General features: G+C 59.1%; 24 protein-coding genes. 1 reads left to right on the top strand and 23 read right to left on the bottom strand.

Translation table 11 applies throughout. From position 1 onward, the window contains the following. Positions 1 to 50: 50 nt before the first annotated feature. From DWQ09_08570 to DWQ09_08525, 10 genes are all read right to left on the bottom strand, one after another. A complete protein-coding gene (locus tag DWQ09_08570) occupies positions 51 to 506 on the bottom strand; it encodes a thioredoxin (GenBank protein ID KAA3628431.1) in 456 nt (151 codons plus the stop codon). 184 nt (positions 507 to 690) lie between these two features. Next, a complete protein-coding gene (locus tag DWQ09_08565; GenBank protein ID KAA3628181.1) occupies positions 691 to 1,434 on the bottom strand; it encodes a cytochrome c biogenesis protein CcdA in 744 nt (247 codons plus the stop codon). Positions 1,435 to 1,460: 26 nt separating this feature from the next. Next, entirely contained in the window at positions 1,461 to 3,143 is a 1,683-nt protein-coding gene (gene soxB, locus DWQ09_08560; protein ID KAA3628180.1) for a thiosulfohydrolase SoxB, read from the bottom strand. Between the two features lie 172 nt (positions 3,144 to 3,315). Further along, positions 3,316 to 3,948: a sulfur oxidation c-type cytochrome SoxX gene (gene soxX, locus DWQ09_08555; protein ID KAA3628179.1), complete on the bottom strand. Its 633-nt coding sequence runs from the start codon at positions 3,946 to 3,948 to the stop codon at positions 3,316 to 3,318. Between the two features lie 11 nt (positions 3,949 to 3,959). Further along, a complete protein-coding gene (gene soxA, locus DWQ09_08550; protein ID KAA3628178.1) occupies positions 3,960 to 4,763 on the bottom strand; it encodes a sulfur oxidation c-type cytochrome SoxA in 804 nt (267 codons plus the stop codon). 51 nt (positions 4,764 to 4,814) lie between these two features. Continuing rightward, complete coding sequence (soxZ, locus tag DWQ09_08545) at positions 4,815 to 5,126, bottom strand: thiosulfate oxidation carrier complex protein SoxZ (protein KAA3628177.1); 312 nt, start codon at positions 5,124 to 5,126, stop codon at positions 4,815 to 4,817. Positions 5,127 to 5,178: 52 nt separating this feature from the next. Next, positions 5,179 to 5,649, bottom strand: coding sequence for a thiosulfate oxidation carrier protein SoxY (soxY, locus tag DWQ09_08540; GenBank protein KAA3628430.1), 471 nt, complete (start codon positions 5,647 to 5,649; stop codon positions 5,179 to 5,181). Between the two features lie 464 nt (positions 5,650 to 6,113). After that, a complete protein-coding gene (locus DWQ09_08535; GenBank protein KAA3628176.1) occupies positions 6,114 to 6,755 on the bottom strand; it encodes a DNA-binding response regulator in 642 nt (213 codons plus the stop codon). Next, the gene (locus tag DWQ09_08530) at positions 6,752 to 8,905 is read right to left on the bottom strand and encodes a PAS domain S-box protein (protein ID KAA3628175.1); all 2,154 of its coding nucleotides are present in this window, start codon (positions 8,903 to 8,905) and stop codon (positions 6,752 to 6,754) included. Before DWQ09_08530 ends, DWQ09_08535 begins: the two co-directional genes overlap by 4 nt. Continuing rightward, on the bottom strand, positions 8,905 to 9,426 hold the full coding sequence (locus DWQ09_08525) for a hypothetical protein (GenBank protein ID KAA3628174.1): 522 nt from the start codon (positions 9,424 to 9,426) through the stop codon (positions 8,905 to 8,907). The genes DWQ09_08530 and DWQ09_08525 overlap by 1 nt, the downstream gene beginning before the upstream one ends. Before the next feature lie 478 nt (positions 9,427 to 9,904). Between DWQ09_08525 and DWQ09_08520 the strand changes: the two genes are divergently transcribed. Then, the gene (locus DWQ09_08520; protein ID KAA3628173.1) at positions 9,905 to 10,825 is read left to right on the top strand and encodes an HNH endonuclease; all 921 of its coding nucleotides are present in this window, start codon (positions 9,905 to 9,907) and stop codon (positions 10,823 to 10,825) included. 480 nt (positions 10,826 to 11,305) lie between these two features. On the opposite strand, the gene DWQ09_08515 is transcribed toward DWQ09_08520, so the two are convergent. The 13 genes from DWQ09_08515 to DWQ09_08455 all read right to left on the bottom strand — a co-directional run bounded on the left by DWQ09_08515 (position 11,306) and on the right by DWQ09_08455 (position 23,640). Then, the gene (locus tag DWQ09_08515) at positions 11,306 to 12,610 is read right to left on the bottom strand and encodes a type II toxin-antitoxin system HipA family toxin (GenBank protein KAA3628429.1); all 1,305 of its coding nucleotides are present in this window, start codon (positions 12,608 to 12,610) and stop codon (positions 11,306 to 11,308) included. Beyond that, positions 12,600 to 12,932 (bottom strand): XRE family transcriptional regulator, encoded by a 333-nt coding sequence (locus DWQ09_08510; GenBank protein KAA3628172.1) that lies wholly within the window; start codon positions 12,930 to 12,932, stop codon positions 12,600 to 12,602. The genes DWQ09_08515 and DWQ09_08510 overlap by 11 nt, the downstream gene beginning before the upstream one ends. Before the next feature lie 249 nt (positions 12,933 to 13,181). Then, on the bottom strand, positions 13,182 to 15,008 hold the full coding sequence (gene glmS / locus DWQ09_08505) for a glutamine--fructose-6-phosphate transaminase (isomerizing) (GenBank protein ID KAA3628171.1): 1,827 nt from the start codon (positions 15,006 to 15,008) through the stop codon (positions 13,182 to 13,184). 47 nt (positions 15,009 to 15,055) lie between these two features. Then, positions 15,056 to 16,444 (bottom strand): UDP-N-acetylglucosamine diphosphorylase/glucosamine-1-phosphate N-acetyltransferase, encoded by a 1,389-nt coding sequence (gene glmU / locus DWQ09_08500; GenBank protein KAA3628170.1) that lies wholly within the window; start codon positions 16,442 to 16,444, stop codon positions 15,056 to 15,058. A gap of 59 nt (positions 16,445 to 16,503) precedes the next feature. Then, the gene (locus DWQ09_08495) at positions 16,504 to 16,983 is read right to left on the bottom strand and encodes a peptidylprolyl isomerase (protein KAA3628169.1); all 480 of its coding nucleotides are present in this window, start codon (positions 16,981 to 16,983) and stop codon (positions 16,504 to 16,506) included. Between the two features lie 96 nt (positions 16,984 to 17,079). Beyond that, the gene (locus tag DWQ09_08490; GenBank protein KAA3628168.1) at positions 17,080 to 17,502 is read right to left on the bottom strand and encodes a F0F1 ATP synthase subunit epsilon; all 423 of its coding nucleotides are present in this window, start codon (positions 17,500 to 17,502) and stop codon (positions 17,080 to 17,082) included. 36 nt (positions 17,503 to 17,538) lie between these two features. Further along, entirely contained in the window at positions 17,539 to 18,918 is a 1,380-nt protein-coding gene (atpD, locus tag DWQ09_08485) for a F0F1 ATP synthase subunit beta (protein KAA3628167.1), read from the bottom strand. A gap of 56 nt (positions 18,919 to 18,974) precedes the next feature. Then, positions 18,975 to 19,835: a F0F1 ATP synthase subunit gamma gene (locus tag DWQ09_08480; GenBank protein ID KAA3628166.1), complete on the bottom strand. Its 861-nt coding sequence runs from the start codon at positions 19,833 to 19,835 to the stop codon at positions 18,975 to 18,977. Positions 19,836 to 19,847: 12 nt separating this feature from the next. Then, on the bottom strand, positions 19,848 to 21,395 hold the full coding sequence (locus tag DWQ09_08475; protein KAA3628165.1) for a F0F1 ATP synthase subunit alpha: 1,548 nt from the start codon (positions 21,393 to 21,395) through the stop codon (positions 19,848 to 19,850). A gap of 14 nt (positions 21,396 to 21,409) precedes the next feature. After that, entirely contained in the window at positions 21,410 to 21,946 is a 537-nt protein-coding gene (locus DWQ09_08470) for a F0F1 ATP synthase subunit delta (GenBank protein KAA3628164.1), read from the bottom strand. A 22-nt stretch (positions 21,947 to 21,968) separates the two neighbouring features. Then, the gene (locus tag DWQ09_08465) at positions 21,969 to 22,439 is read right to left on the bottom strand and encodes a F0F1 ATP synthase subunit B (protein ID KAA3628163.1); all 471 of its coding nucleotides are present in this window, start codon (positions 22,437 to 22,439) and stop codon (positions 21,969 to 21,971) included. A 45-nt stretch (positions 22,440 to 22,484) separates the two neighbouring features. Continuing rightward, the gene (locus DWQ09_08460) at positions 22,485 to 22,718 is read right to left on the bottom strand and encodes a F0F1 ATP synthase subunit C (protein ID KAA3628162.1); all 234 of its coding nucleotides are present in this window, start codon (positions 22,716 to 22,718) and stop codon (positions 22,485 to 22,487) included. Positions 22,719 to 22,767: 49 nt separating this feature from the next. Beyond that, a complete protein-coding gene (locus tag DWQ09_08455) occupies positions 22,768 to 23,640 on the bottom strand; it encodes a F0F1 ATP synthase subunit A (protein KAA3628161.1) in 873 nt (290 codons plus the stop codon). Between the last annotated feature and the right edge of the window lie 4 nt (positions 23,641 to 23,644).

Below are 23,644 nucleotides of genomic sequence, written 5' to 3'. Positions count from 1 at the left end.
CTCAGTTGTGTGATCCCCTTTCCCCCGGAAAAAGCTCGTATTCAGTGACTCTACTGTGTCGTGCTTGACTCGGTTGCCAGCTTTTCAGCGATAAACTTCTGAAAGTCCTGCTTCTCGTAGATACGATTTTTTACGTATTCGAAACTGCCCAGGAAGTGGGTCTTGCGAAAATATCCCGGCATTATCCAGGCCATTTGCTCACGCCCGCCTTTGCCGGCTTTAACTTCGCTGTTCTCCACGAAGAAATGCACAGTAGGAGTAAACAGGACGCCCCACTTACGCGCAATCTCCTTTTCGGGTAGGGCCTTGCCGTCGAAATCGGTCACTTCGCGATCCCCCCACAGATTGAGTTGCAGGATGACGAAGTTTTCGCGTACATATTTGTTGATCTTCGGATCGGCAAAATTGATGGTGTGCAGATCACGGCAGTAGGGGCAACCTTTCTGCTCCCAAACTACGGCGAAACGCTTGCCGGCGGCCTGCGCCTCCGCCAGATCCTCGCGCATATCAAGGAAACTCTGAGCAAACCAACTTTGGTGGTAAAGCCCGTCATCACCCAGTATCGGTTCGATCCGCTCTTCGGCGATAAGCGTACCCGCTGCGAGCAACCATCCCCACACCAGCAATGTTTTAGTACCCGCTCTGTTTTTGCGCACGACACACACTCCTCATCTGGCGTGAAAGCAATCACTATCCCACTGTACTGAACACCGGAATGTGCTCCAGCATCCACTGCCCGATATCGGCCAATCCCCCGGTAAAGATGAGAACACCGGTACCGATCAACAGAAAACCGATCGTCAGCTCGACCGCGCGCATATGCCGGCGAAAGCGGCGCATGAATGCCATGAATGGACGCACGGCAAATGCTGCGATCAGAAACGGCAGGCCGATTCCAGCTGCATAGAAGCTTAGCAAAGATACACCCTTCCAGATGCTCTCGCCTGTGGCCGCCACCATCAGGACGGTCGCCAGTATCGGTCCGACACAAGGTGTCCACCCAAAAGCGAAGGCAAGCCCCAGTACGTAGCTCCCCGCGAGACCCGCCGGACGGTTTTGCAGATGGACACGCTTTTCGAAGTTTAGAAAGCCGATGCGCAACAGGCCGGCGTAATGAAATCCGAACAACACGATGATCACGCCGGCGATCTTGCTCAACACCCCGAAGTTCTGAGCGATTGCCTGGCTCAACGTGGTAGCGGTAGCACCCATAGCGATAAAGACGGTGCTGAATCCCAGCACAAAGAATGTTGAGGCGAGCATTACCTGTCGCGACAGTGCTGCGCTAACACCCTCCTCCGCTGTCAGGCGTTCCAGCGAAGTGCCGCCGAGAAAGCAGAGATAGGCAGGGATCAGCGGCAAGACACAGGGCGAGAAGAAACTCAGCAATCCGCCCAGCAGGGCGCCGGGGTAGGTGACATCGAAATTCTCCACATTAAATCTTCCCGAGTGGAAACAGACTACGCACCGAGCACCTTGACGTGTTCGTACCCCTGCAGATTGACGCGCTTTTCGCGACGCAGATAGTCTGCCACCAGGTCGTAGATGGGGGGACCCGCGGTATCGGGATTTACCGACGCCCAACCCCCGACCATATAGTCGCGTTGTGGATCGATGGCTGTACCTGATGTCAGATGAATCATATTGCTGATGCGATCGCCCATTGGCTTGCGGATGTCGATAGTGTAACCAAGTCCGCCGACACGCACCATATCACCACCCTGCTGATAATAGGGATCGGGATTAAACAGATTGTCTGCCACATCCTCAAGAATCTCTTTGATGCGCCCGCCGCTCATCGCCTGCCGATAGCAGTTGGGATAAGTGATCGCGGTATGGCTGTAGACATCTTCGAGTCGTACGGAATCACCGGACAGCAGCGCCGAACCCCAACGGAATCCCGGCGAAAGTGCGATTTCGCAATCACGTTCCTGCAAAATCGCGTTACAGATCAGGTCGTCGAACGTGCCGTTGAAATGACCCCGACGGTAGAGCAGGGAATCGGTGGTTGCCAGCTCTTCGTTGAGAGCTTTGGCGTAGGGTTCTCTAATCTTGTTGACCAGCGCAGCGATCTCCTGATCCGCCGGTATCGCATCGGAGAAAACGGGAATCAGACGAAAACCGTAACGCACGATGCGTTTGTGCTTCACCTCGAGATCGAGGCGTGCGAGGAATTTCCCATGCGACCCGGCCGCCACCAGCAATGTGTCACCTACCGGTATCAGCGCCGGTATCGCATCGTGCGTGTGACCCGTAAGAATGACGTCTATGCCGTTGACCCGGGCGGCCAGTTTGCGATCGACCTCGAAACCGTTGTGACTGGCAAGGACCACCAGCTCGGCGCCCGCTTCGCGGGCCTGGTCAACGCGCTGCTGCACCTTTTCCTCGCGGATACCGAACGACCATTTGGGCATCATGTAGCGCGGATTGGCCACCGGAGTGTAAGGGAACGCCTGGCCGATCACGGCGATCTTGACGCCCCCACGTTCGAAAAACGCGGTGTGCGCGAAGACGTCCTCCTCCCAGTCGACATCGACGACGTTGCCGGCGAGAAAAGGAAACTTGAGCGCCGCGATAAGCTCTTTGACCCGCGCTTCGCCATAAGTGAATTCCCAGTGTGCCGTCATCAGCTCGACGCCCATGGCATTCATGACTTCGACCATGTCCATCCCGCTGGTCTTCAACGCGGTGTAGGATCCCTGCCACGTGTCTCCACAATCAACCAACAGAGTCCGGCCGGTGCGTTCAGCCCGTATCGCCTTGATCAGCGTTGCCAGATGGGCAACACCTCCGACGCGGCCGTAAGCACGCGCCAGGCGCTCGAAATCGTCATGCGTAAATGCATACGCCTCCGCGGTTCCGGACTTCAAACCAAAGTACCGCAGCAATTCCTTGCCGGTGATATGCGGCGGCAGACCGTGCAGGTGGCCCACACCGAGGTTGCTGGATGGCTCTCGATAATAGAGCGGCATCAACTGCGCGTGGATATCGGTAAAATTGAGGAGCGTGACCTGACCCACCGGTTCGAATGCGGTGAGGTCTTCAAAGCGCAGGCGGTTGCTCGTGCTCGCCCAGGCACCTTTAAGCAAACCCATGCCTGCAGTTGCTGCGGCAACCTGAAGAAAATCGCGACGGGTCAACATTTACGAGAACTCCTCTACAGATCGGACAATCGCCGCGTGGTCAACATACCGGTATCGGCGCTCAGCGCGTGGTGCAGCAACCCGTAACGCCAACCCGATTGGGTACGCCTACGCTGCCTGGGAAGAGAAACGTCCGGACAGGCGCAACCCTGCCCGGACGCTTTCCCCGGAGCTATTTGTTGACCTCGGATTCGGGGTCCATCAGCAACGCGACAAGATCCTTGATCTGCGCTTCGCTCAATGCACCGACATAGCCGAAACGCGGCATCTCGGAACAGAGGTTGAACGCCTTGGCATTGTAGATCTTGCTGTAGACGTATTTCTGCATCTCCGCCGTGTAACCACGGATCTTGCCAAACTGGTAGAGACTCGTGCCGATGGAGCCGAACGATGCCTCATTCGGACCGATCTGATGGCAGTTATAGCAGCCGCCACCCGGGGCGTTGCCCGGCTTGTCGCGCCAGGTAAACCCGCGGCCATTCTGAGCGATCTTTTCCCCGTTCTTCCAGTCGCCCATCAGATTTCCGTCAGCGGGGAGTTTGATGGTCGCCAGCTGCTCCTGCTGCAACCGTATCAGTTCATCGCTGGGCGGATTGTTTCCCGAGTGATTACAGGTCGCCTGCACCTGGTCTTCGTCGAGCCGTTCCAGACCAGCGATACCCGTGGCTTTGAAATCACGCTTCATCAGAGCAATCGCCTTGTCGCGGCTTACTTTGTCGCTCTGCCCGCCATTGCTGGCGCAGGCACCGAGTACAACGACGATACCGGCTAAGGCAATTGTGGTCAGTGTCTTATATGTTTTCATGATCTCCACCCTCAACGCTTGATACCGGGACCGGTATACATCGTGCCGTTAGCGGTTACACCCATGTAGGTCAACAGGACGGAAACCGCTTCGGAAACGTACTTCGGCTGCGGGAAACGCTGCTGACGGAAGCAGTCATTCATGCGCCACTGCAGAGTCAGCATGCGCCCACCGGTGATGCGGTAACCCGGCCAGCCGAGGACCGATTTGGCTGCGCCATCCCTGGTGGTGAGATTGGGCAGGTCCTGCATACGGATGCGCTTGCCTTCGGTACCGTGGCACGTGGCGCAGGAGAAATCGTAGGGGCCGGCACGATAGTTGAACATCTCCTTGCCCACCGCGTAGGCCTCGCGCTCTTTGGGATGCGATTGTGGAAGGGCGATCGGCATCCCTTTCGACTGCGAGGCGACATAGGTGAGCACCGAGACATGGTTGGGCGTGCCTTTGTCGTTGCTGAACGGCTGCTTGGTGACCTCTTCATGGCTGAAGCCCTGCAGGGTCTCCATGCAGTGAACGATGCGGGTCTCGGCATCCATGATCTGATCGACATCGGCAAAATAGCGCGGCATTTGCGCGTAGGCGCCTTTGATAACGCCAGGGCCGAGACCGAGATCGCAGGCCTCCAGCGATGCGTTCCTGGGTCCAGCCTTGGTATACCAGTACTCCTCGCCGATGGCTTCAAACAACTCGGCCGGGTTGTCCTCTTCCATTATGCTGCGAAACTTCTGAAACTCCTCTGATACCGCGCTCTGCGCGCTGGCATTGGCGGCTATCAGCAAGCCGCACATGGCGACTAAAGCTTTTAGTGTTTTCATGCTGCCTCTCCAGATCTGTTTAGACGTAGAAATACACCCCAGCGATAACGGTTAGCGGATGGTCGTTTCATCGGTGCGCGTATCGCCCGTATTGTCCACCCAGTTCACCTGAATCTTGTCGCCCGCCTTGCCACCCTTGAATTTGAAAGCGACAAAGGGATTCTTGGCAATTGCCGTACCCCATTGGGCAGAGAAAACATCTTTCCCGTTGTGCTTGACAGTGACCAGCTGGATGAAGTGAGCCGGGATGGGGCTACCGGAGGAGTCCTTACGAAGACCTGTTTCCATATCGTGTGCCATCAGCACGCGGACGTCGGTCACGTCGCCTTGCACTGCTGCACGGATTTTCATTGGATTTGCCATAGCTGCCTCTTCTCGCGATGTCTTGAGTTCAAGTTGCAATCAATTGCGTGTGTCAACCACCGCAACCGCCACGCGTCACCTTGACTTCCTTCTGGTTGGCGTAGACCTTGCCATCCGCCTTGACCAGAATCATGACGTTCGAGGTCTTGGCCATTTTGACGCGTGTACGCACCTCCGGCATGGTGCCGGGGAGAATGTCGAACACCGCCGCGACCGTCGTGGGATTGTTCTCGACGAGATAAGCGATGGTCTGCGTATTGGGTATGTTGGAGACCGCCTCGATCGGCACCATGGCACCGTTCTCGGCGATATCGGGCGCGGTGATCACGATCGCGTCACTCATCTCCGGCTGCGCCACACCCAGCTCCTTGAGCGCATCGGCGATGTTCTTGGTACCGAAGACACCCTTGCGCCACTCTGATCCCAGGGCAACGCCCGGATTCACCAACCCTAAACCTACCAGCACCGAAAGCAGGCCGATGCTGCCGCCGGCCTTTAGTGCGTCTCTGCGTGACTTGTCCATACTCTCCTCCCGGATCTGCGACATGAAAATTAACGGTATTCCCGCCAATCGATTACTGACTGTATTTGGGGAACCCCTGATCAAGTCCTGCTCAGTGATTCTGTTGCCCGGAAGGTGCGATTTCGGTGTTGGACAACTTGGCAATAGCCCGCTATTACCTGCGCCTTCCGCCTTGAACTCGAGCCTTCTGAACAACACTCTCGCCTAACCAGACTTAATCAGGGGTTCCTTAGTAGTTAAGACCAACTTTGACGGGGAATACAGGGGTGTGAATACTTGTTTGAACCGGTGGAACGCGACACCGTTAGCGCGCTTTCCAGTACTGATATCAGGGAAAACCCTTATGGTGCGGCTGTCGGGTAAGAACCGGAGGTGGCACTGGCCGAGTGGCCAACATCGAGATGGTATGGCGAGCGCAGTGCCCGTCCAACGGGACAGACGCGCCGGGCCACACTGCCCGCCCCTCAGGCGTGCGTCGCGTGGCTGCTCTCGCTGGCGTGAGATTCCAGTGTCAAGGCCATGCGCACCAGCTGAGAAAGCGAACTGGCCTGCATCTTCTCCATGATGCGGGCGCGGTGAGCCTCCACCGTCTTGACGCTGATATCGAGCTTGCGACCGATCACTTTGTTGGGCAGCCCTTCAACCACGCCGGACATCACCTCGCGCTCGCGCGGAGTGAGCTGTTCGTAGCGCTCGATGACCCGTTGCCGCTGCTGGATCGTGATGCGACGTTCGACATCTTTCTGAATTCCCCTGTGAACGCAGTCAAGCAGTTCCTGATCGTTGAACGGTTTCTCAATGAACTCCATGGCACCCGCCTTGAGGGCGCGCACCGCCATCGGCACGTCGCCATGGCCGGTGATTATGATCACCGGTAATACGGCATGCAGCTCCTGCAGCCTGTTCAGCAGCTCCAGCCCACTCATGCCCGGCATGCGGATATCGAGGATCAGGCACCCCGGCTGACCCGGATCGAAACGTTTCAGAAACTCCGCCGCGGATGCCGATGTCACCACCTCGAGCCCTACCGAGCGTACCAGCCAACCCAGGGAATCCCGGGCCGCTTCATCGTCATCGACCACAAACACGATCGGTTTTTCGCTCATGCCGCGACCTGTTCTCTAAGGGGGAGGGAAAAGTGAAAGGTGGCACCGCGATCCTCATTGGCGGTAGCCCACAATCGACCACCATGAGATTCCACTATGCGCCGGCTGATGGAAAGTCCAAGCCCCATTCCGGAGGATTTGGTGGTGAAAAAGGGAGTGAAGACCGCCTCGCTGTCCGAACCGTGAAATCCTACGCCACAATCGCTGACCCTGACCTCCACCTCCCGGTCACCGCCCATCAGGGTAGAGATCGTCAGGATCATTGGATCCTGTTCGGCGCCGGCCATGGCATCGATGGCGTTGCGCGCCAGATTGAGCGTGACTTGCTCAATCTCGATCGCGTGGGCCGGCACACGCGGCAGACCGGGATCCAGCATCAGGTCGATCACGATACCCTGTCTTTGGCTGTCGGGCGTCAGCAGCCCCACCACTTCTCGAACCAGCGCGTTGATGTCCACCGGTTTGGGCGCCGGCCCCGCTTTGCGGATATAGGCACGGATGCGGCGGATGATCTCACCCGCCCGCCGTGCCTGACGCGCGGTCAGCTGCATGGCCTGTAACAACGATTCGCGCGAGTACTCTTCCGAGTTGAGCATGCGGATGCACGCGGCCGTGTAATTGGCGATGGCCGAAAGCGGCTGGTTGACCTCATGGGCAATTCCGGTGGCCATCTCGCCCATGGTGCTGAGGCGCGCGGCATGGGCGATTTCGGTCTGGCGGTTGCGTTCGGCCGCCTCCGCCTCGCGGCGTTCGGTAATGTCGCGAAACACGACCACGGAACCGACGATCTTACCTTTTAGGTCTTTGACCGGTGCGCTGGTGAACTCCACCGGAAAACTGGTGCCTTCCTTACGCCAGAAGATATCCTCCACCTGGCGCTGCCGGCCGTCGCGCATGGTGAGATAGACCGGGCACTCTTCGCGTGGGTGCGCGCTGCCATCTGCCTTGGTGTGATGCAACAGGTCGTGCTGCTTCTGCCCGATCAGCTCCTCGGCGCTCCACCCGGTCAGGCGCTCCATGGCCGGGTTGACAAAGGTTGAGCGGCCCTCCAGGTCAACTCCATAAACGCCTTCGCCAACCGAACTCAATATCGACTCATGGCGGCGCTCAAGACCCGCCTTGGCGCGTTCCAACTCGCGGTTCAGGCGCATGATCCACGTCGCGATGCTGACCGCTGCCAACAGCAGCAGCATGGCGGCGACTATCCAGTACCAGTATTTACGCCACACGGCCTCAGGGGTCACCCTCTCCAGGGTAGCGTAGGGGCCCAGATTGAGCTCCTTGAAAAGTTCGTGCACCGGCTGATAATCCAGCGGAACTGTCCAACCCGCGTAGCGCCCGGCCAGCGCCGCCGGATGGTCGCGCGGCATGCTGAGCAGCGCGACCGCCACTTTCTGGGCCAGTTCGTTGCTGGTGTGGCGCGCCTTGGCAAAAGGCCACTCGGGATAGAGGCGCGTGCTGCGGACGAAGGGGAAGTCCTCCGAATACGGTTGCGGGTTGATGACGCGGTACTGTTTCTCCTCGATCTTGCCGTCCAGCACCATGCGCTCAAGGATATCGGTACGTACCGTACCGGCATCGTACGTGCCATCGAGCACACCCCGAACCACGCGATCGTGTACATCAAGAAAATCCAGGACCTGAAAGTCCTCCTGCGGATCGATTCCCAATGCGTGCAGTTCACGCAAAGACATCTGGTAACCGCCCAGTGAAATGGGGTGTACCGCGGCGAATCGACTACCGCGCAACTCCTTCAGCCCCTCGAGATCGCTGCGATCGGCGCGGGTGAAAACCACCCCGCCAAACACGTTGTAACGCTGATTGTCGCTGCGCCGATTGTAGAGTGTGGCAATGCGCGATACGCCGTGGCGCACCTCCAGATCGACATACATACCGGAGTTGGCCAGGATGAAATCGACTGCCAGTGCCGCCACCGCGGGATCGACGTCATCGAAACCGAGCGGGGTGACCACGAAACGATGTCCAGGCACCTGTTCGCTGAGATACTGGGCCGTCGGCGCCCAGGCGGCCAGCGTCGGCTCCTTGCCGCGGTGAGTCAGTATCCCGATCGAGACCAGTTGCTCGGCGGCCGACACCGCGGTGCCGCCCAGCAGCACGAACACCGCGATCCAGGCGCGCAGACCGATCATTATGGCGATCCGCGCACTGCCGGTAAGGCTCCGCGTCGCGCGAGAACTCCAGCCGCCTCATCGAGCACCTCGGCGATGCTCAGCTCGAAGTACTCACTGGTCCCCAACCCCACCAGCGGCTTGGCGAGCGGTGTTCCCTCACGATCGACCACGATCAGGGTGGGAGTGACCTTGACGTCATATCGGCGCGCGAACTCCCACGGAGCGACACTGGCCCCGGTAAAATCGACCAGCAATGCGCGGCTCAGATTGACCGCACGGATCGTCGCCCGCTCGTCGTACTCGCCGCTGCGGATCATCGGGACCAATACCTCGTCCGCCAGCCGTATGCAATAGCCGCAGCCGTCTGCCGTAAAGACCAGCAGCAGCGGCAGCCCGGAGCGCGCTGTGGGACTGGAAAACACGCTCAGGTCGCGCGCCTCCGGAACCCCCTCGACCGCGGCCTGCGCATTCGCCGCGACGAACAGCGACAGACCCACGAGGAACCCTGCAATACGGGAATGGCGAATGGTCATGGACATGGATCATCCCACGCTCGGTGCCCCAAGCGGGGCGCATCTTCTTGCAAAATATCACGTTGGAGATAGACGTTTGAATACCCCGGTCGGGAAAGTGTGTCAGTCGGGATACGCGCTCGTTAGGCGAACAGGGCGATGGCCACCCCCGATCATCGTGCCGGCCAACGCTAGGCGCTATAACGGGATGGCATGTGTACCGCCGCACCCATCAACGCAAAGGTCTGCTGGCTCTGCGGCATTGCGTACGCCATGCCGCCTCCGATCTTTGAGTGCGCTTAATGCGGTGGAAAAGGTGCTTGCGAGCGACTATCTACCCAATATCGAAAAACAGGTTGTTTCGCCACACCGAGAGGTTGCGCGGTTTCGATCTCGATCTCCGCCAATCTCGGCACTCTAGTCGCCTTCGCGGTACTATCGCGAGGTGCGATCCCAAAGTTCTGGAATACGAATTTTCGCAGGACTGAAATGATTGGAGCTCCGAATGCCTGACCGGATGACAGACTCCTACATCCGCCGCGCAGCCTTCGACTGGCTGAGCCAGCAGCTCGCGCTCCACGGAGACGTCCTGCCGAGAAATGTGCTGGCGCAGGGCTTCGATTTTCGCGGCGAGCGCGTACCGTTGTTGGGACCACAGGGGATATTCAAACCACGGATCATGGGCGTTCCGCTCTCCATCACCACCATTCCCTCCGGTCCCTATGAAGACGGGTTCTCTACCGACGGACTGCTGCGCTATCGCTATCGCGGTACCAATCCCGAGCATGTAGACAACCGCGGACTCCGTCACGCGATGCTGCATCGCATCCCGCTGGTGTATTTCTTCCGCATCGTCAAAGCGAAATATTTGGCAGTGTGGCCTGTGTTTATCGTCGGCGACAATCCAGAGACACTGACCTTCATGGTCGAGGTGGATGACGCACAGTATATGAGCCCCGGCTTCGGCCAACAGGTGGCTGAATACCGTATCGAGGATGACGCGACGGCAGCACGGCGCTCCTACATCACGGCTTCGGTTCGGCAGCGCCTGCACCAGCGTTCATTCCGGGAGCGAGTATTGCGTGCCTACCAAGAGCAATGCGCCATGTGCCGGCTGCGCCACGAAGAGCTCCTGGATGCCGCCCACATCATTCCCGATTCCGCCCCGGGCGGCGAACCGTTGGTACGCAACGGCCTCGCCCTCTGCAAGCTTCACCACGCCGCCTTTGATCGGCAGTTCATCGGCATCCGGCCGGATTACGTCATTGAGGTCAGAAAGAGCATTCTTGAGGAAAGCGATGGTCCTATGCTGTTGCACGGTCTCAAGGGGATGCACGAGCAGAAGCTATGGGTTCCGCGTTCCAAGGACCTACAACCTGATGCCGCCTTGCTCGCGCAACGGTATGAGCGGTTTCTTACGACGTAGTGTCAAAGGCAAAGCCACCATTCACAGAACAGAACTTGAACTCTACGGTGCCCTGATGACATTTACTTCCTTGATCAGACTCGTGAATTGTCGAGTATACCGCTCAACCACACACAGCTTGGCCGCCCGCCTGGAGCCGGCTAATGGGTGTCCCGGTTTTTACAGTGCCAAAAATGCGCCGCGCCTTAGGGGCGGACAGCAGGTACACTACATCCGTGTTTCAGAGGAGCATGCGTTGCGCAAACTCATCGATTGGTACGCCTGCTTCAATGAAATTTGGGTTTCTTATCAACCTCGCTTTGTCTCGAAAGTGTTGGCATTCATGGCACATAAAGGCGAACTGTCTTTGTATGGCGTAACGATCACTGGCGGAGATCTCGTATGAATGCCTTGATGAAACACCGCATCCCTCCCGGAAGAAGTTGTATGCCCGTAAAGGGGGTTGCAGGCGGCTACGCGAAAATCCGGTGAGTGGAGAAACTACTGAGCGCGTGCCTTGTCGGCTATGGCTTTCAGGTGGGCGACGTCGCCATCGAGGTCCTCAAAGGCAAAAGGATTAAGGAACTGGCGGCCCCATAGGAACGCACGATCGGTAACGCTGAGAACAGCCTCGTCACAAACGACATGCCAATGATTGATGATAAGAGAGAGTTGATTTTCAACGATGGCAACGGCCTCCTCGCGGGACAGCATAAAATGTCTCATGGCACTCAGGCAGGAAGAGATCCGACTCATACGGTTCTCACCGGCTATCAGCATGGCCTGCGAAGCTTCATTACCGGTCCGGCCTTGCGGACAGATATCGTAGGCCGGGGTCAAGGTAAGCTCTCTGCCGTCCCAAAAGGCGGCGTGATTACGCGCGTGATCGTCTGTATTGCCGCACAGGATGTTGAAGACAAGCCGTGAGTAAAGCTCCCGCAACGTGGTGCGCGCATCGGCAAAGCGGTGACGAATGATTTCCGCGAGGTCTTCGTAGCTGGCATAGCGCGCCATCATTTCATCGAGGGCGAGCATGGTGAGGGCAGAGACCATCATTTTACGCCGCCACCCTGCCGCCGCATGTATGCGATCAAAACGCTCGATCAGCAGTACGTCTTTGTTCAAAGAGCTGGTCAGCGATACGGATGCAACATTGAGTCCTGCACGCGATGCCAGTCGCATAGCAATGAACTCTGCCTTTACAAGGCTATACAGATCGGTCGTTGACGAGAATTTTGCGATGTATTTCTTATCACCATCGTTGATCTGCGCCTTTGGCCGCGCTCCGCCCAGGGACGTCCCATGCCGCAAAGCCTGGTCGAGCTCCGGGCTCAGCGGCAAGCCCTTCTCAACAAGGTCGGCGGCCTGCACGAGTTCTTCCAGTGTAGCCTTGCCCATTTCACGCGGTTCGTATGTGGTGGCGGAACGCTGAAAATCCAGCGCCCCCATACGATCTGAGCCGGACTCCAGAAGATAGGTCAACTCATCGAAGTTCTGTGTGTCGGCCTGCGCACCCTTGTGGCCAAGCTTTCTGTTGACAATGACACGCCGCCCCCAGCCGTCGGGTGAGGCATCCCGAATACAGGCAGGCATGTCCAATCCCGCCTGCAAAGGGATGGCCCCTGTCTGCAAAGGAAGTTCGGGTTCGTAGATGGCGACGGCGTCAGACCGCGCCAGATAACTCTTGCCGTAATTGAATATAAGGTTATCGCCGTCGGCGCTAAGCTTGCCTGCCACGACCGGCGTAGTTTCGCCAGGCAGCCATATCCAGACATAGGCTTCTCGGTAAGCTCCGTTAGAAGTCATCATCTACCGTCTTTCTATGCCTGCGGACAGCGGCAGGCAGCAGCGCCAGTTTATCCTCGGTTCGGGCAAGATGGGCCGGCAGCGACGTACGCTCCTCATCGAATAGTCTGACCCCGACGAGTGCAGCAACTTCGAACGCGAGCCCGATGGCAACATTAAGATCGCCCTTTTCAATCTTCTGTAACGTCGCCCGCGAAATACCGGCGCGGTCGGCGAGTTCCAGCTCGGTCCATTTACGCTGCTTGCGCCCTAGCCGGACCTGCTTGCCCAGCAAGACGGCCGCCTCACGCGTGTATCGCGAATATGTCCTTTCCTTTGCCATTTGCTAACTCAATCAATAATGACCGCTGAAATAGTCACAAAATAGTTTCGTGACTGTTTTAGTAGCCATTTTCTAAAGAAAAGTCAACAGAAAATGACTGCGATAATAGCCATGAAGAGCTCTCATGACCAGAATACTGGTCATTCTGGCCTTTTCGCTAAGGCTTCCCCTCGCCCGGACGCCATTAATCATGGAAAAAGCGGGTTCCTCCCGCACGAGACGCTTCCTGGGCTTGATACGCAGGTTCAGCTACTCAACGGTAACCGACTTCGCAAGGTTGCGCGGCTGGTCGACATCGGTGCCTTTAAGTATTGCCACGTGATATGAGAGCAACTGCAGCGGAACCGTGTAGACGATCGGGGCGGTACTGGGATGGATGTCCGCCAGAGTGAGCTTCTGATACTTGTCGAGATTGATCGTGATGCGCTGGTCGCTGAACAGGAACAGCTCACCACCGCGAGCCCTGACTTCCTGAAGATTGGAGAGCACCTTCTCCAGCAGCGGATCGAAGGGCAGGGCGCAGACCACCGGCATCTCCGCATCCACCAACGCCAACGGACCATGCTTGAGCTCGCCTGCGGGATAGGCTTCGGCATGGATGTAGGAGATCTCCTTCAGCTTCAGCGCGCCCTCCATCGCGATGGGATAGAAACAGCCACGCCCAAGAAACAGCGCATGCTGCTTGTCGGCAAAGGCATTGGCCATCTCCGCAATCGCATCATTGAGGCTGAGTACCACTTCGATCTGACGCGGCAGCGCGTGTAACTCCTCGACCAGTTCGCGCTCTCTTGCGCCGCTCATCCCGCAACGACGCGCCAGCGCGATGGTGAGCAAGCGTAGTGCAGCCAGCTGGGTGGTAAAGGCCTTGGTGGAAGCGACCCCGATTTCCGGACCGGCGCGGGTCATGAGCGTGACGTCGGATTCACGATCGAGAGAGCTCTCCGCCACGTTGCAGATGCTGAGGCTGCCGAGATAGCCCATCTGCCTGGATCCGCGCAGGGCGGCGAGCGTATCGGCGGTCTCACCCGATTGCGAGATGGTGACGAACAGCGAACCTTGCGGTACATGTGCGGAGCGATAGCGAAACTCGCTCGCCACCTCGACGCTGCAGGATATGCCGATTTCCTCCAGCCAGTAACGCGCCACCAGTCCGGCGTGATAGCTGGTCCCGCAGGCGACAATCTGCACGTGCCGGGTCTGGTCGAGCAAGAGTTTTGCATCGTGACCGAAACTCTCTTCGAGCAGACGTCCTTTGAAGATACGGCCTTCCAGAGTTTCCGCGATGACCGCCGGTTGCTCAAAGATCTCCTTGAGCATGTAGTGGCGATAGGGACCTTTTTCCGCCGCGGCACCCGAGACCTGTGACACCTTGACGGCACGTTCGACCGGTAGGCCCTCGGCATCGATGATCGTAACGCCATCGCGGCGAATCTCGGCAACATCACCCTCTTCGAGAAACATAAAGCGCTGAGTATGTGGCAGCAGCGCGAAGACATCGGAGGCGGCGAAATGCTCGCCATCGCCCAAACCGATGACCAACGGACTGCCGGCACGCGCCACCACCAGATGATCGGGATCATTGGGACAAATCACGGCCAGCGCATAAGCCCCCACCAGCTTTGCGATCGCGGCGCGCACCGCTTCCAGCAGAGTCGGCGCATGTGTGAGCAACTCGGCGAGCAGATGGGCAATTACCTCGGTATCCGTTTCCGAGGAAAACACGTAGCCTTTTGCAGCAAGTTCGGCGCGCAGCTCGGCGTGGTTTTCAATGATGCCGTTGTGAACGATTGCCACCTGCTCACCACTCATGTGCGGGTGGGCATTGCGCTCTGCCGGCATGCCATGGGTTGCCCAGCGCGTATGCGCGATACCCAGTGATCCCACCACCGGGGTCTTCTCGAGCATCTCTTCCAGTGCGGCGACCTTGCCGACGGAACGAATGCGCTGCAGGCGCGCAGAGTCATCACGCACTGCGATACCCGCGGAATCATAGCCGCGATACTCCAGGCGCCTCAGCCCCTCCACCAGTATCGGGGTAATGTTACGCTGCGCGATCGCGCCGACGATTCCACACATACAAGATCCCTTTTACCGATTGCCGGCGGGTAGTCGACCTGAAAGTTTTACCGGGAAGGCTTTTTCTGCGGCCGCTTCCAACCGCGGATCGTGGTTTGCCGGGCCCGGCTGACGGTCAACTCACCCGGCGGCGCGGCGCGCGTGATGGTCGAGCCGGCACCAATTACCGCATCCGCACCCACCTCGACCGGCGCTACCAATTGGGTATCGGAACCGATAAAGGCGCGATCGCCGACAACCGTTTGATGCTTGTTGGCGCCGTCATAGTTGCAGGTAATACATCCTGCGCCGATGTTGGCCTCGCGGCCGATGATCGCATCACCGACGTAGGAAAGATGATTGATCTTGCTGCCTTCGCCGACGGTGCTTTTTTTGATTTCGACAAAATTACCAACACGCGCGCCCGCCTCGAGCACCGTGTCGGGACGAATCCGGGCAAACGGACCAACCTGACAGCCGGGTCCGATGACCGCCTGCTCGACGACGCTGTGCGGATGAATCACGGCGCCGGCACCGACCTCGGTCTCTTTCAGCAGGCAGTGCGCGCCCACCCGAACGTTGTCGCCAAGCACCACGCGTCCCTCGAGGATCACATCGATATCGACCACGACATCAAGACCAGCCTCCACCGTGCCGCGAATATCGATGCGCGCCGGATCGCTCAGCGTTACCCCGGCGCGCATCAGTTTTTCCGCCTGGCGGAGTTGATAACGACGCTCCAGGTAAGCGAGCTGTACCCGGTCGTTGACGCCGAGTATTTCATCTTCCGATGGTGCGCGCACCGTATGCACCGCCACCCCATCGGCGACCGCCATGGCGATGATGTCGGTGAGATAGTATTCGCCCTGGGCATTGTCATTGCCCAAGCGCGCAAGCCACTGCTGAAGACTTTTCGCCGGTACACTCATCATTCCCGTATTGATCTCGTGGATCGCCAACTGCTGTGGTGTTGCCTCCTTCTGCTCGACGATACCCAGCACATTGCCGTCCACACCGCGCACTATTCGTCCGTACCCTTGGGGATCCGCCAACTCGGCGGTAAGCAGGCTGACCGCTCCCGACCCGCCGGCCGCCACCAGATGCCGCAAGGTCTCTGCCGTGATCAGCGGTACATCGCCGTAGAGCACGAGTACCCGGTGATCGGCCGGCACTGCGGGCGTGGCCTGGGCCACCGCATGACCGGTTCCGAGTTGCTCAGTCTGCTCGATCCAATTCACGGCGGGCAATCCCAACACCTCACGCACCTGTTCCCCACCGTGACCATAAACAACGTGAATCGCGGCAGCATCAAGCGCCTGGGCAGTACCGATGACATGCCCCAGCAGCGGACGCCCGGCCAGGCCGTGAAGCACTTTGGGCAGATGGGAGCGCATGCGGGTTCCCTGGCCGGCGGCCAGGATCACGACACTGAGGGGAGAGCGCTGTGCTTCGGTCATGGCCGCATTGTAAGGGGGCAGCCTGAGCGGCGAAAGGGCGGTTCCTGAAAGCGGGTCACTCAGTGGCGGGTAACACCGCCCAGGGATTCGAGTTCCTGTGACGTGGGATCACGCACTTCCAGGATGGTGACATGGAACTGCAGGGTTTTACCGGCGTAGGGATGGTTGCCATCGAGCGTCAGCTTGCCATCTTCAATCACCGTGACGACAAAGGTACGCTTCTGGCCCCTGTCGTTGGTCATCTCGACCTCGGCTCCGAGATGGCGAAACTGGTCGGGGACGTTGTCAAGATCGTCGACGAAGGTGAGTTCCCTGTCGTGGGGACCGAAAGCCTCACTACTGCTGACCTCCACGGATAGGCTGTCTCCCGCCAATTTACCGTTCAGCGCCGCTTCCACTTTGGGTAGCAGCCGCCCGGAGCCGTGCAGATAGGTGACCGGCGTATCCACCTGCTCCAGCAAACCCCCGCCCACCTCGTGTATCGTGTACGTCAAGCTCACCGCTTTTCCGGTGGCGACGACGGCACTCTGATCGGTCATGGTTCCTATCCCGGTACGCCAGGGTGCCCAGCCTGACCACCCCATTGGCAAAAAAAAGGCGGGTCGCGAGACCCGCCTCCCCGATTACATTGACGACTAGCGCCGCTTCTTGCGCAGTGCCGCTATGGCTTGCAGCTGAGCGACCGCTTCGGCCAGCTCGGCCTGAGCCTTGGCGTAATCGATGTTGGACTTGCGATCGGACAGGTTCTTCTCCGCCAGCTGCTTGGCCTCCAGCGCTGCGGCCTCATCCAGATCGTGGGCGCGAATCGCCGTATCAGCCAACACCGTAACAACATGGGGCTGGATCTCCAACATCCCACCGGAGATAAACACGCTCTCCTCTTCGCCGCCCGGTACCTGAATGCGTACGGCGCCCGGCTTGAGGCGGGTCATCAACGGCGCATGTCGCGGAGCGATGCCCAATTCGCCCATGACGGCCGGCGCGAACACCATTTCGGCCGGCCCCGAATAGATCGAGGTCTCAGCGCTGACGATATCCACATGTATTGTCATAGCCATCTCTAGCCTACCCCCGTGATGGTGGCAGTTGCAGTGTTACTGGACGGATTTGGCCTTCTCGACCGCTTCCTCGATACCGCCGACCATGTAGAAGGCCTGCTCGGGCAGATTGTCATACTCGCCATCAACGATACCCTTGAACCCGCGAATGGTCTCCTTGAGGGTGACGTACTTGCCCGGTGATCCGGTGAACACCTCGGCGACGAAGAAGGGCTGCGACAGGAAGCGCTGGATCTTGCGTGCGCGGGTCACGATCAGTTTGTCCTCTTCGGAGAGTTCGTCCATACCCAGGATCGCGATGATGTCTTTCAGCTCTTTGTAGCGCTGCAGCGTGCCCTGTACGTTACGGGCGACGTCATAGTGCTCCTGGCCCACCACCAGCGGATCGAGCTGGCGCGAGGTGGAGTCGAGCGGATCGACCGCCGGGTAGATACCCAGCTCGGCGATCTGGCGCGACAGCACCAGCGTGGCATCCAGGTGCGAGAAGGTGGTGGCAGGCGAGGGGTCGGTCAAGTCGTCCGCCGGCACGTACACCGCCTGGAACGAAGTGATGGAGCCGGTCTTGGTGGAGGTGATGCGCTCCTGCAGCACACCCATCTCCTCGGCGAGAGTCGGTTGATAACCCACCGCGGAGGGCATGCGACCCAGCAGCGCCGAACACTCGGTGCCGGCCAGGGTGTAGCGGTAGATGTTGTCGACGAACAGCAGCACGTCGCGACCCTCGTCGCGGAAATTCTCGGCGATGGTGAGACCGGTCAGCGCCACACGCAGGCGGTTGCCCGGCGGCTCGTTCATCTGACCGTAGACCAGTGCGACCTTGTCGAGCACGCCGCCTTCGCTCATCTCGTGGTAGAAGTCGTTGCCCTCACGGGTACGCTCACCGACCCCGGCGAACACCGAATAGCCGCTGTGCGCGACGGCGATGTTGCGGATCAGTTCCATCAGCGTCACGGTCTTGCCGACGCCGGCGCCCCCGAACAGACCGATCTTGCCGCCCTTGGCGATGGGCATGATCAGATCGATAACCTTGATGCCGGTTTCGAGGATCTCGATGGCCGAAGACTGATCGGCGAAGGCGGGCGCCTCGCGATGGATCGACATCTTCTTGTCGGCTTCGACGGGACCAGCATCATCGACCGGATTGCCGAGCACGTCCATGATGCGCCCGAGAGTTGCGGTGCCCACCGGTACCTGGATCGGTGCGCCGGTGTTGGTCACCTCGACGCCGCGACGCACGCCATCGGTGGAGCCCATGGCAATGGTGCGGACCACTCCGTCACCCAACTGCTGCTGCACTTCGAGGGTGAGACCGTTCTCATCCACGAACAGGGCGTCGTAAACCTTGGGCATCTGCTCGCGGGGAAATTCAACGTCCACCACCGCGCCGATGATCTGCGAGATTGTTCCAGTGCTCATCGCTTTGATCCTCTAACTGAAAACTCTATGAATTCGCTCTTTGCAGCCCTGCGCCATCAAACAGCCGCAGCACCGCTTACGATCTCGGAAATTTCCTGCGTGATTGCCGCCTGGCGCGCCTTGTTATAGACCAGTTGCAGCTCGTCGATCAGCTCGCCCGCGTTATCGGAGGCCGCCTTCATCGCCACCATGCGCGCCGCCTGTTCACAGGCATTGTTCTCGACCACCCCTTGATAAACCAGGGACTCGATAAAACGCATCAGCAGTTCATCGAGCACCTGTTTGGCATCGGGCTCGTAAATGTAATCCCAGTGATGCGTGAGGTTCTCTTCCTCCGCACCGGTGATGGGAAGCAGCTGATTGAACTCCGGCTCCTGTGTCATGGTGCTGACGAAGCGGTTGTTGTACAGGTAGAGCCGGTCGATGCGCCCCTCATCGTAGGCATCGAGCATCACACGGATGGAACCGATCAAATCCTGAATCGACGGGGCATCGCCCAAGTGCTCGGTCTGCGCCACGATGTGGCCGCCGATCCGTTTATAGAAACCGGCGCCCTTGCGTCCAAAGACGCAGAAATCCACTTCGACCCCTTTGTTCTGCCACTCCTTCAACTCGCGCAACGACGAGCGGAACAGGTTGGCATTGAGACCACCGCAGAGACCGCGATCGGTGCTGACGATGATGATGCCGATGCGTTTGGTTTCACGCTCCACCAGATAAGGATGGCGGTACTCGGGATGGGCGTGGGCGAGATGGCCGATTACCGCGGCCATCTTCTCGGCATACGGTCGCGAGGCCAGCATGCGCTCCTGGGCCTTGCGCATCTTCGAGGCCGCGACCATCTCCATCGCACGGGTGATCTTCTGAGTACTCTGGATACTCTTGATCTTGGTGCGAATCTCTTTTCCGACTGCCATGACCGTCCCCGCTTAGTAGGCGTGGTTGGACTTGAAGGACTCGAGCAGATCCTTCAGCGTAGCCTGCACGTCGTCATTGTAAGCCGGATCGGCGTTGATCTTGGCCAGCAGCTCGCTCTTTTCCGAACGGGCGTAACTGATCAGGGCGCGCTCGAAATCCACCACCTTCTTCAGCGGCACATCGTCGACGTAGCCCTGGCTCGCGGCATACAGCACCACCGCCTGCTCGGCCACCGACATGGGCGCGTACTGCGCTTGCTTCATCATCTCGGTGACGCGCTGACCGCGTTCGAGCTGCTTGCGGGTGGTCTCGTCGAGATCGGAGGCGAACTGCGCGAAGGCCGCCAGCTCGCGGTACTGGGCCAGCGCCAGACGCACACCGCCACCGAGTTTCTTGATGATCGGGGTCTGTGCGGCACCACCGACACGGGAGACCGACAGACCGGCGTTGATGGCCGGGCGGATACCGGAGTTGAAGAGGTCGGACTCGAGGAAGATCTGACCGTCGGTGATCGAGATGACATTGGTGGGCACAAAGGCCGACACGTCACCCGCCTGGGTCTCGATGATCGGCAGCGCGGTGAGCGAACCGGTCTTGCCCTTCACTTCGCCGTTGGTGAATTTCTCCACGTAGTCGGCGTTGACGCGCGCGGCGCGCTCGAGCAGACGCGAGTGCAGATAGAAGACGTCACCGGGGTATGCTTCGCGGCCCGGCGGACGGCGCAGCAGCAACGACACCTGACGGTAGGCCCACGCCTGCTTGGTCAGATCGTCGTAGATGATCAGCGCGTCTTCGCCACGATCGCGGAAGTACTCGCCCATGGTCGCACCGGCATAGGGCGCGATGAACTGCAGCGCGGCCGATTCGGCGGCGGCGGCGGCCACCACGATGGTGTGCTCCATGGCGCCATGCTCTTCGAGCTTGCGCACCACCTGCGCGATGGAGGAGTTCTTCTGGCCGACGGCGACGTAGATACACTTAACGCCGGTGCCCTTCTGGTTGATGATGGTGTCGATGGCGATCGCCGACTTACCGGTCTGGCGGTCACCGATGATCAGCTCGCGCTGACCGCGGCCGACGGGCACCATGGCGTCGAGCGCCTTGTAGCCGGTCTGCATCGGCTGATCGACCGATTTACGCGAGATAACGCCCGGGGCCACCTTCTCGATGGGGTCGCTCAACTTGGCATTGATCGGACCTTTGCCGTCGATCGGCTCGCCCAGCGAATTCACCACGCGCCCGAGCAGTTCGGGGCCTACCGGCACCTCAAGCACGCGGCCGGTGCATTTGACGCTGTCGCCTTCGGAAAGATGCTTGTACTCGCCGAGTACCACCGCACCGACCGAATCACGCTCCAGGTTCAACGCCAGCCCATACGTATTGCCGGGGAACTCCAGCATCTCGTAGGACATGGCATCAGCCAGACCGTGAACACGCACGATACCGTCGGTGAGACTCACCACGGTACCTTCGCTGCGCGCCTCGGTGACGGCCTCGAAGTTCTTGATACGCTCTTTGATGAGATCGCTGATCTCGGAGGGATTGAGTTGCGTCGCCATGATTTCTCTCTTTATTAGCCGCCCAGCTGTGCGGCCAGCTTCTCGAGCTTGCCGCGCGCCGAACCATCGATGACCAAGTCACCGGCCCGTATGACCGCACCCCCCAGCAGGGATGCGTCAACCGAACAGGATAATTCCACTTCCCGACCCAATCGCTTACGCAGTGAATCGGCAATCTTCACCTTCTGCTCATCACTAAGTGTCTGTGCCGAAATCACCTCGGCCGAAATCCGGCTTTCGGCATCGGCACGCAGCTGCTCGTAGAGCGCAGCGATCTCAGGGACCACCACCAGACGGCGGTTCTCGGCCAAAACCCGTACGAAGTTCCTGAACTCCTTGTTGAACCGCTTACCGCCGATCTCGTTCAACAGATCAGCAATGGCGGCGCGAGTCAGACGCGGACTGTTGATGACCTCCCAGACCTCGTTGACCGAGACGATTTCGACCAGCAGGCCGAGCATCCCGGACCAACCCTGCAGATCCTTGCCGGCCCCGGCCATCTCGAAAACGGCCTGGGCGTAAGGACGGGCTACGGTAACTTGTTCTGCCATTTGCGTTCAGCCCTTGGGTTGACTAGAGATTCCCGGCGAGTTCATTGAGCAGATCGTCGTGCGCCTTGGGATCGATCTCCCGTGCCAGGACCTTGCCGGCGCCGGCCACCGCCAGGGTCACCACCTGAGCGCGCAGCGTTTCGCGGGCCCGGTTGTACTCCTGCTCGATCTCGGCTTTGGCGGCCTCCAGCAGCCGCGCGCCTTCGGCACGCGCCTGACCCTTTGACTCTTCCACGACTTCAGACGCACGGCGTTCAGCCTGCGCAATGATCTCCTGCGCCTTCTCTTTGGCCTCGCGCAACTTTTCTGCCACGCGTTGCTCGGCCAGCTTCTGCTCGTGCTGTCCGCGCTCGGCGGCAGCCAGGCCATCGGCGATGCGCTTCTTGCGCTCCTCGAGCGCATTGACGACCGGCGGCCAGACAAACTTCATACAGAACCAGACGAAGACGATGAACGCGATCGTCTGGCCAAAAAGCGTCAGATTAATATTCATGCGCTAACCTCGTAATCATTGCCCGAGGGATATCGGAGCGATTCGTTAGCCCGCTACCGCAAACAGGACGTAGAACGCAATACCGACCGCGATCATCGGCACGGCGTCGACCAGACCCATGACGATGAAGAACTGGATACGCAGCATGGGAATCAGTTCGGGCTGACGCGCAGCACCTTCCAGGAAACGACCACCCAGGATACCGATGCCGACGGCGGCGCCCAAAGCACCCAGGCCCATCATCAACGCACCTGCGATAAACAGTAACGCTTGCTCCATTTTTTTCTCCTTACAAGAAAGACCGAATAAATAAACCGGTTGTCAGTAATCAGTGCTCATCCACATGGTGCGCCATATCCAGATAGACGATGGTCAGCGTCATGAAGATGAACGCCTGCAACGTAATGATCAGGATATGGAACACCGCCCAGCCCCACTGCAGCACACCGCCGAACAGACCCAGGGCAATGCCGCCGTTGTACATCAATGCAATGAGGATGAAGATCATCTCGCCCGCGTACATGTTGCCGAACAGACGCAGCGAGTGCGAAATCGGCTTGGCGAGGAGGTTGACGCCTTCGAGCAGCAGGTTGACCGGGATGAAGAGCAGCTTCACCACCGGATTCTTGCTCTCGAACGGGTGCAGAGTCAGCTCGGCGGCAAACCCGCCGGGACCCTTCACCTTCAGGCTGTAATAGAGCACCAGGAAGAAGACCGACAGCGCCATACCAAAGGTGGCGTTGGGATCGGTGGTGGGTACGATCTTGAGATAGGGAACGCCCATCAGGCCCGCCACCCAAGGCAGCCAATCGACGGGAATCAGGTCCATCAGGTTCTGCAGAAATATCCAGATGAAGAGCGTCAGCGCCAGTGGCGCGACCATGTTGTTCTTGCCGCTGAAGGAGCCACGTACGCTGTCATCGATGAACTCGATGATCCACTCGACGAAGTTCAGAAGGCCCGAGGGCACCCCCGAGGTGGCGCGCTTGGCGGCTTTGTGGAACAGGAACAGGAACAGCACGCCCAGAAGGATAGAGACGAACATGGTGTCGAGATTGATGGACCAGAAGCCCATCGCCTTGAGGTCCTCCGCGCCGTGGGCAATGCCCCAGGTGCCGTCGGCATGCTGGCCAAAGGTGAGATTCTGCAGATGGTGCTTGATGTAACCGGAAGCGGTGAGAGTTTCGCCTTCAGCAGCCATAGCT

Source organism: Pseudomonadota bacterium (genome assembly GCA_008501635.1).
GTDB lineage: Bacteria > Pseudomonadota > Gammaproteobacteria > QQUJ01 > QQUJ01 > QQUJ01.
This window is presented reverse-complemented; position numbering and strand designations above follow the sequence as displayed.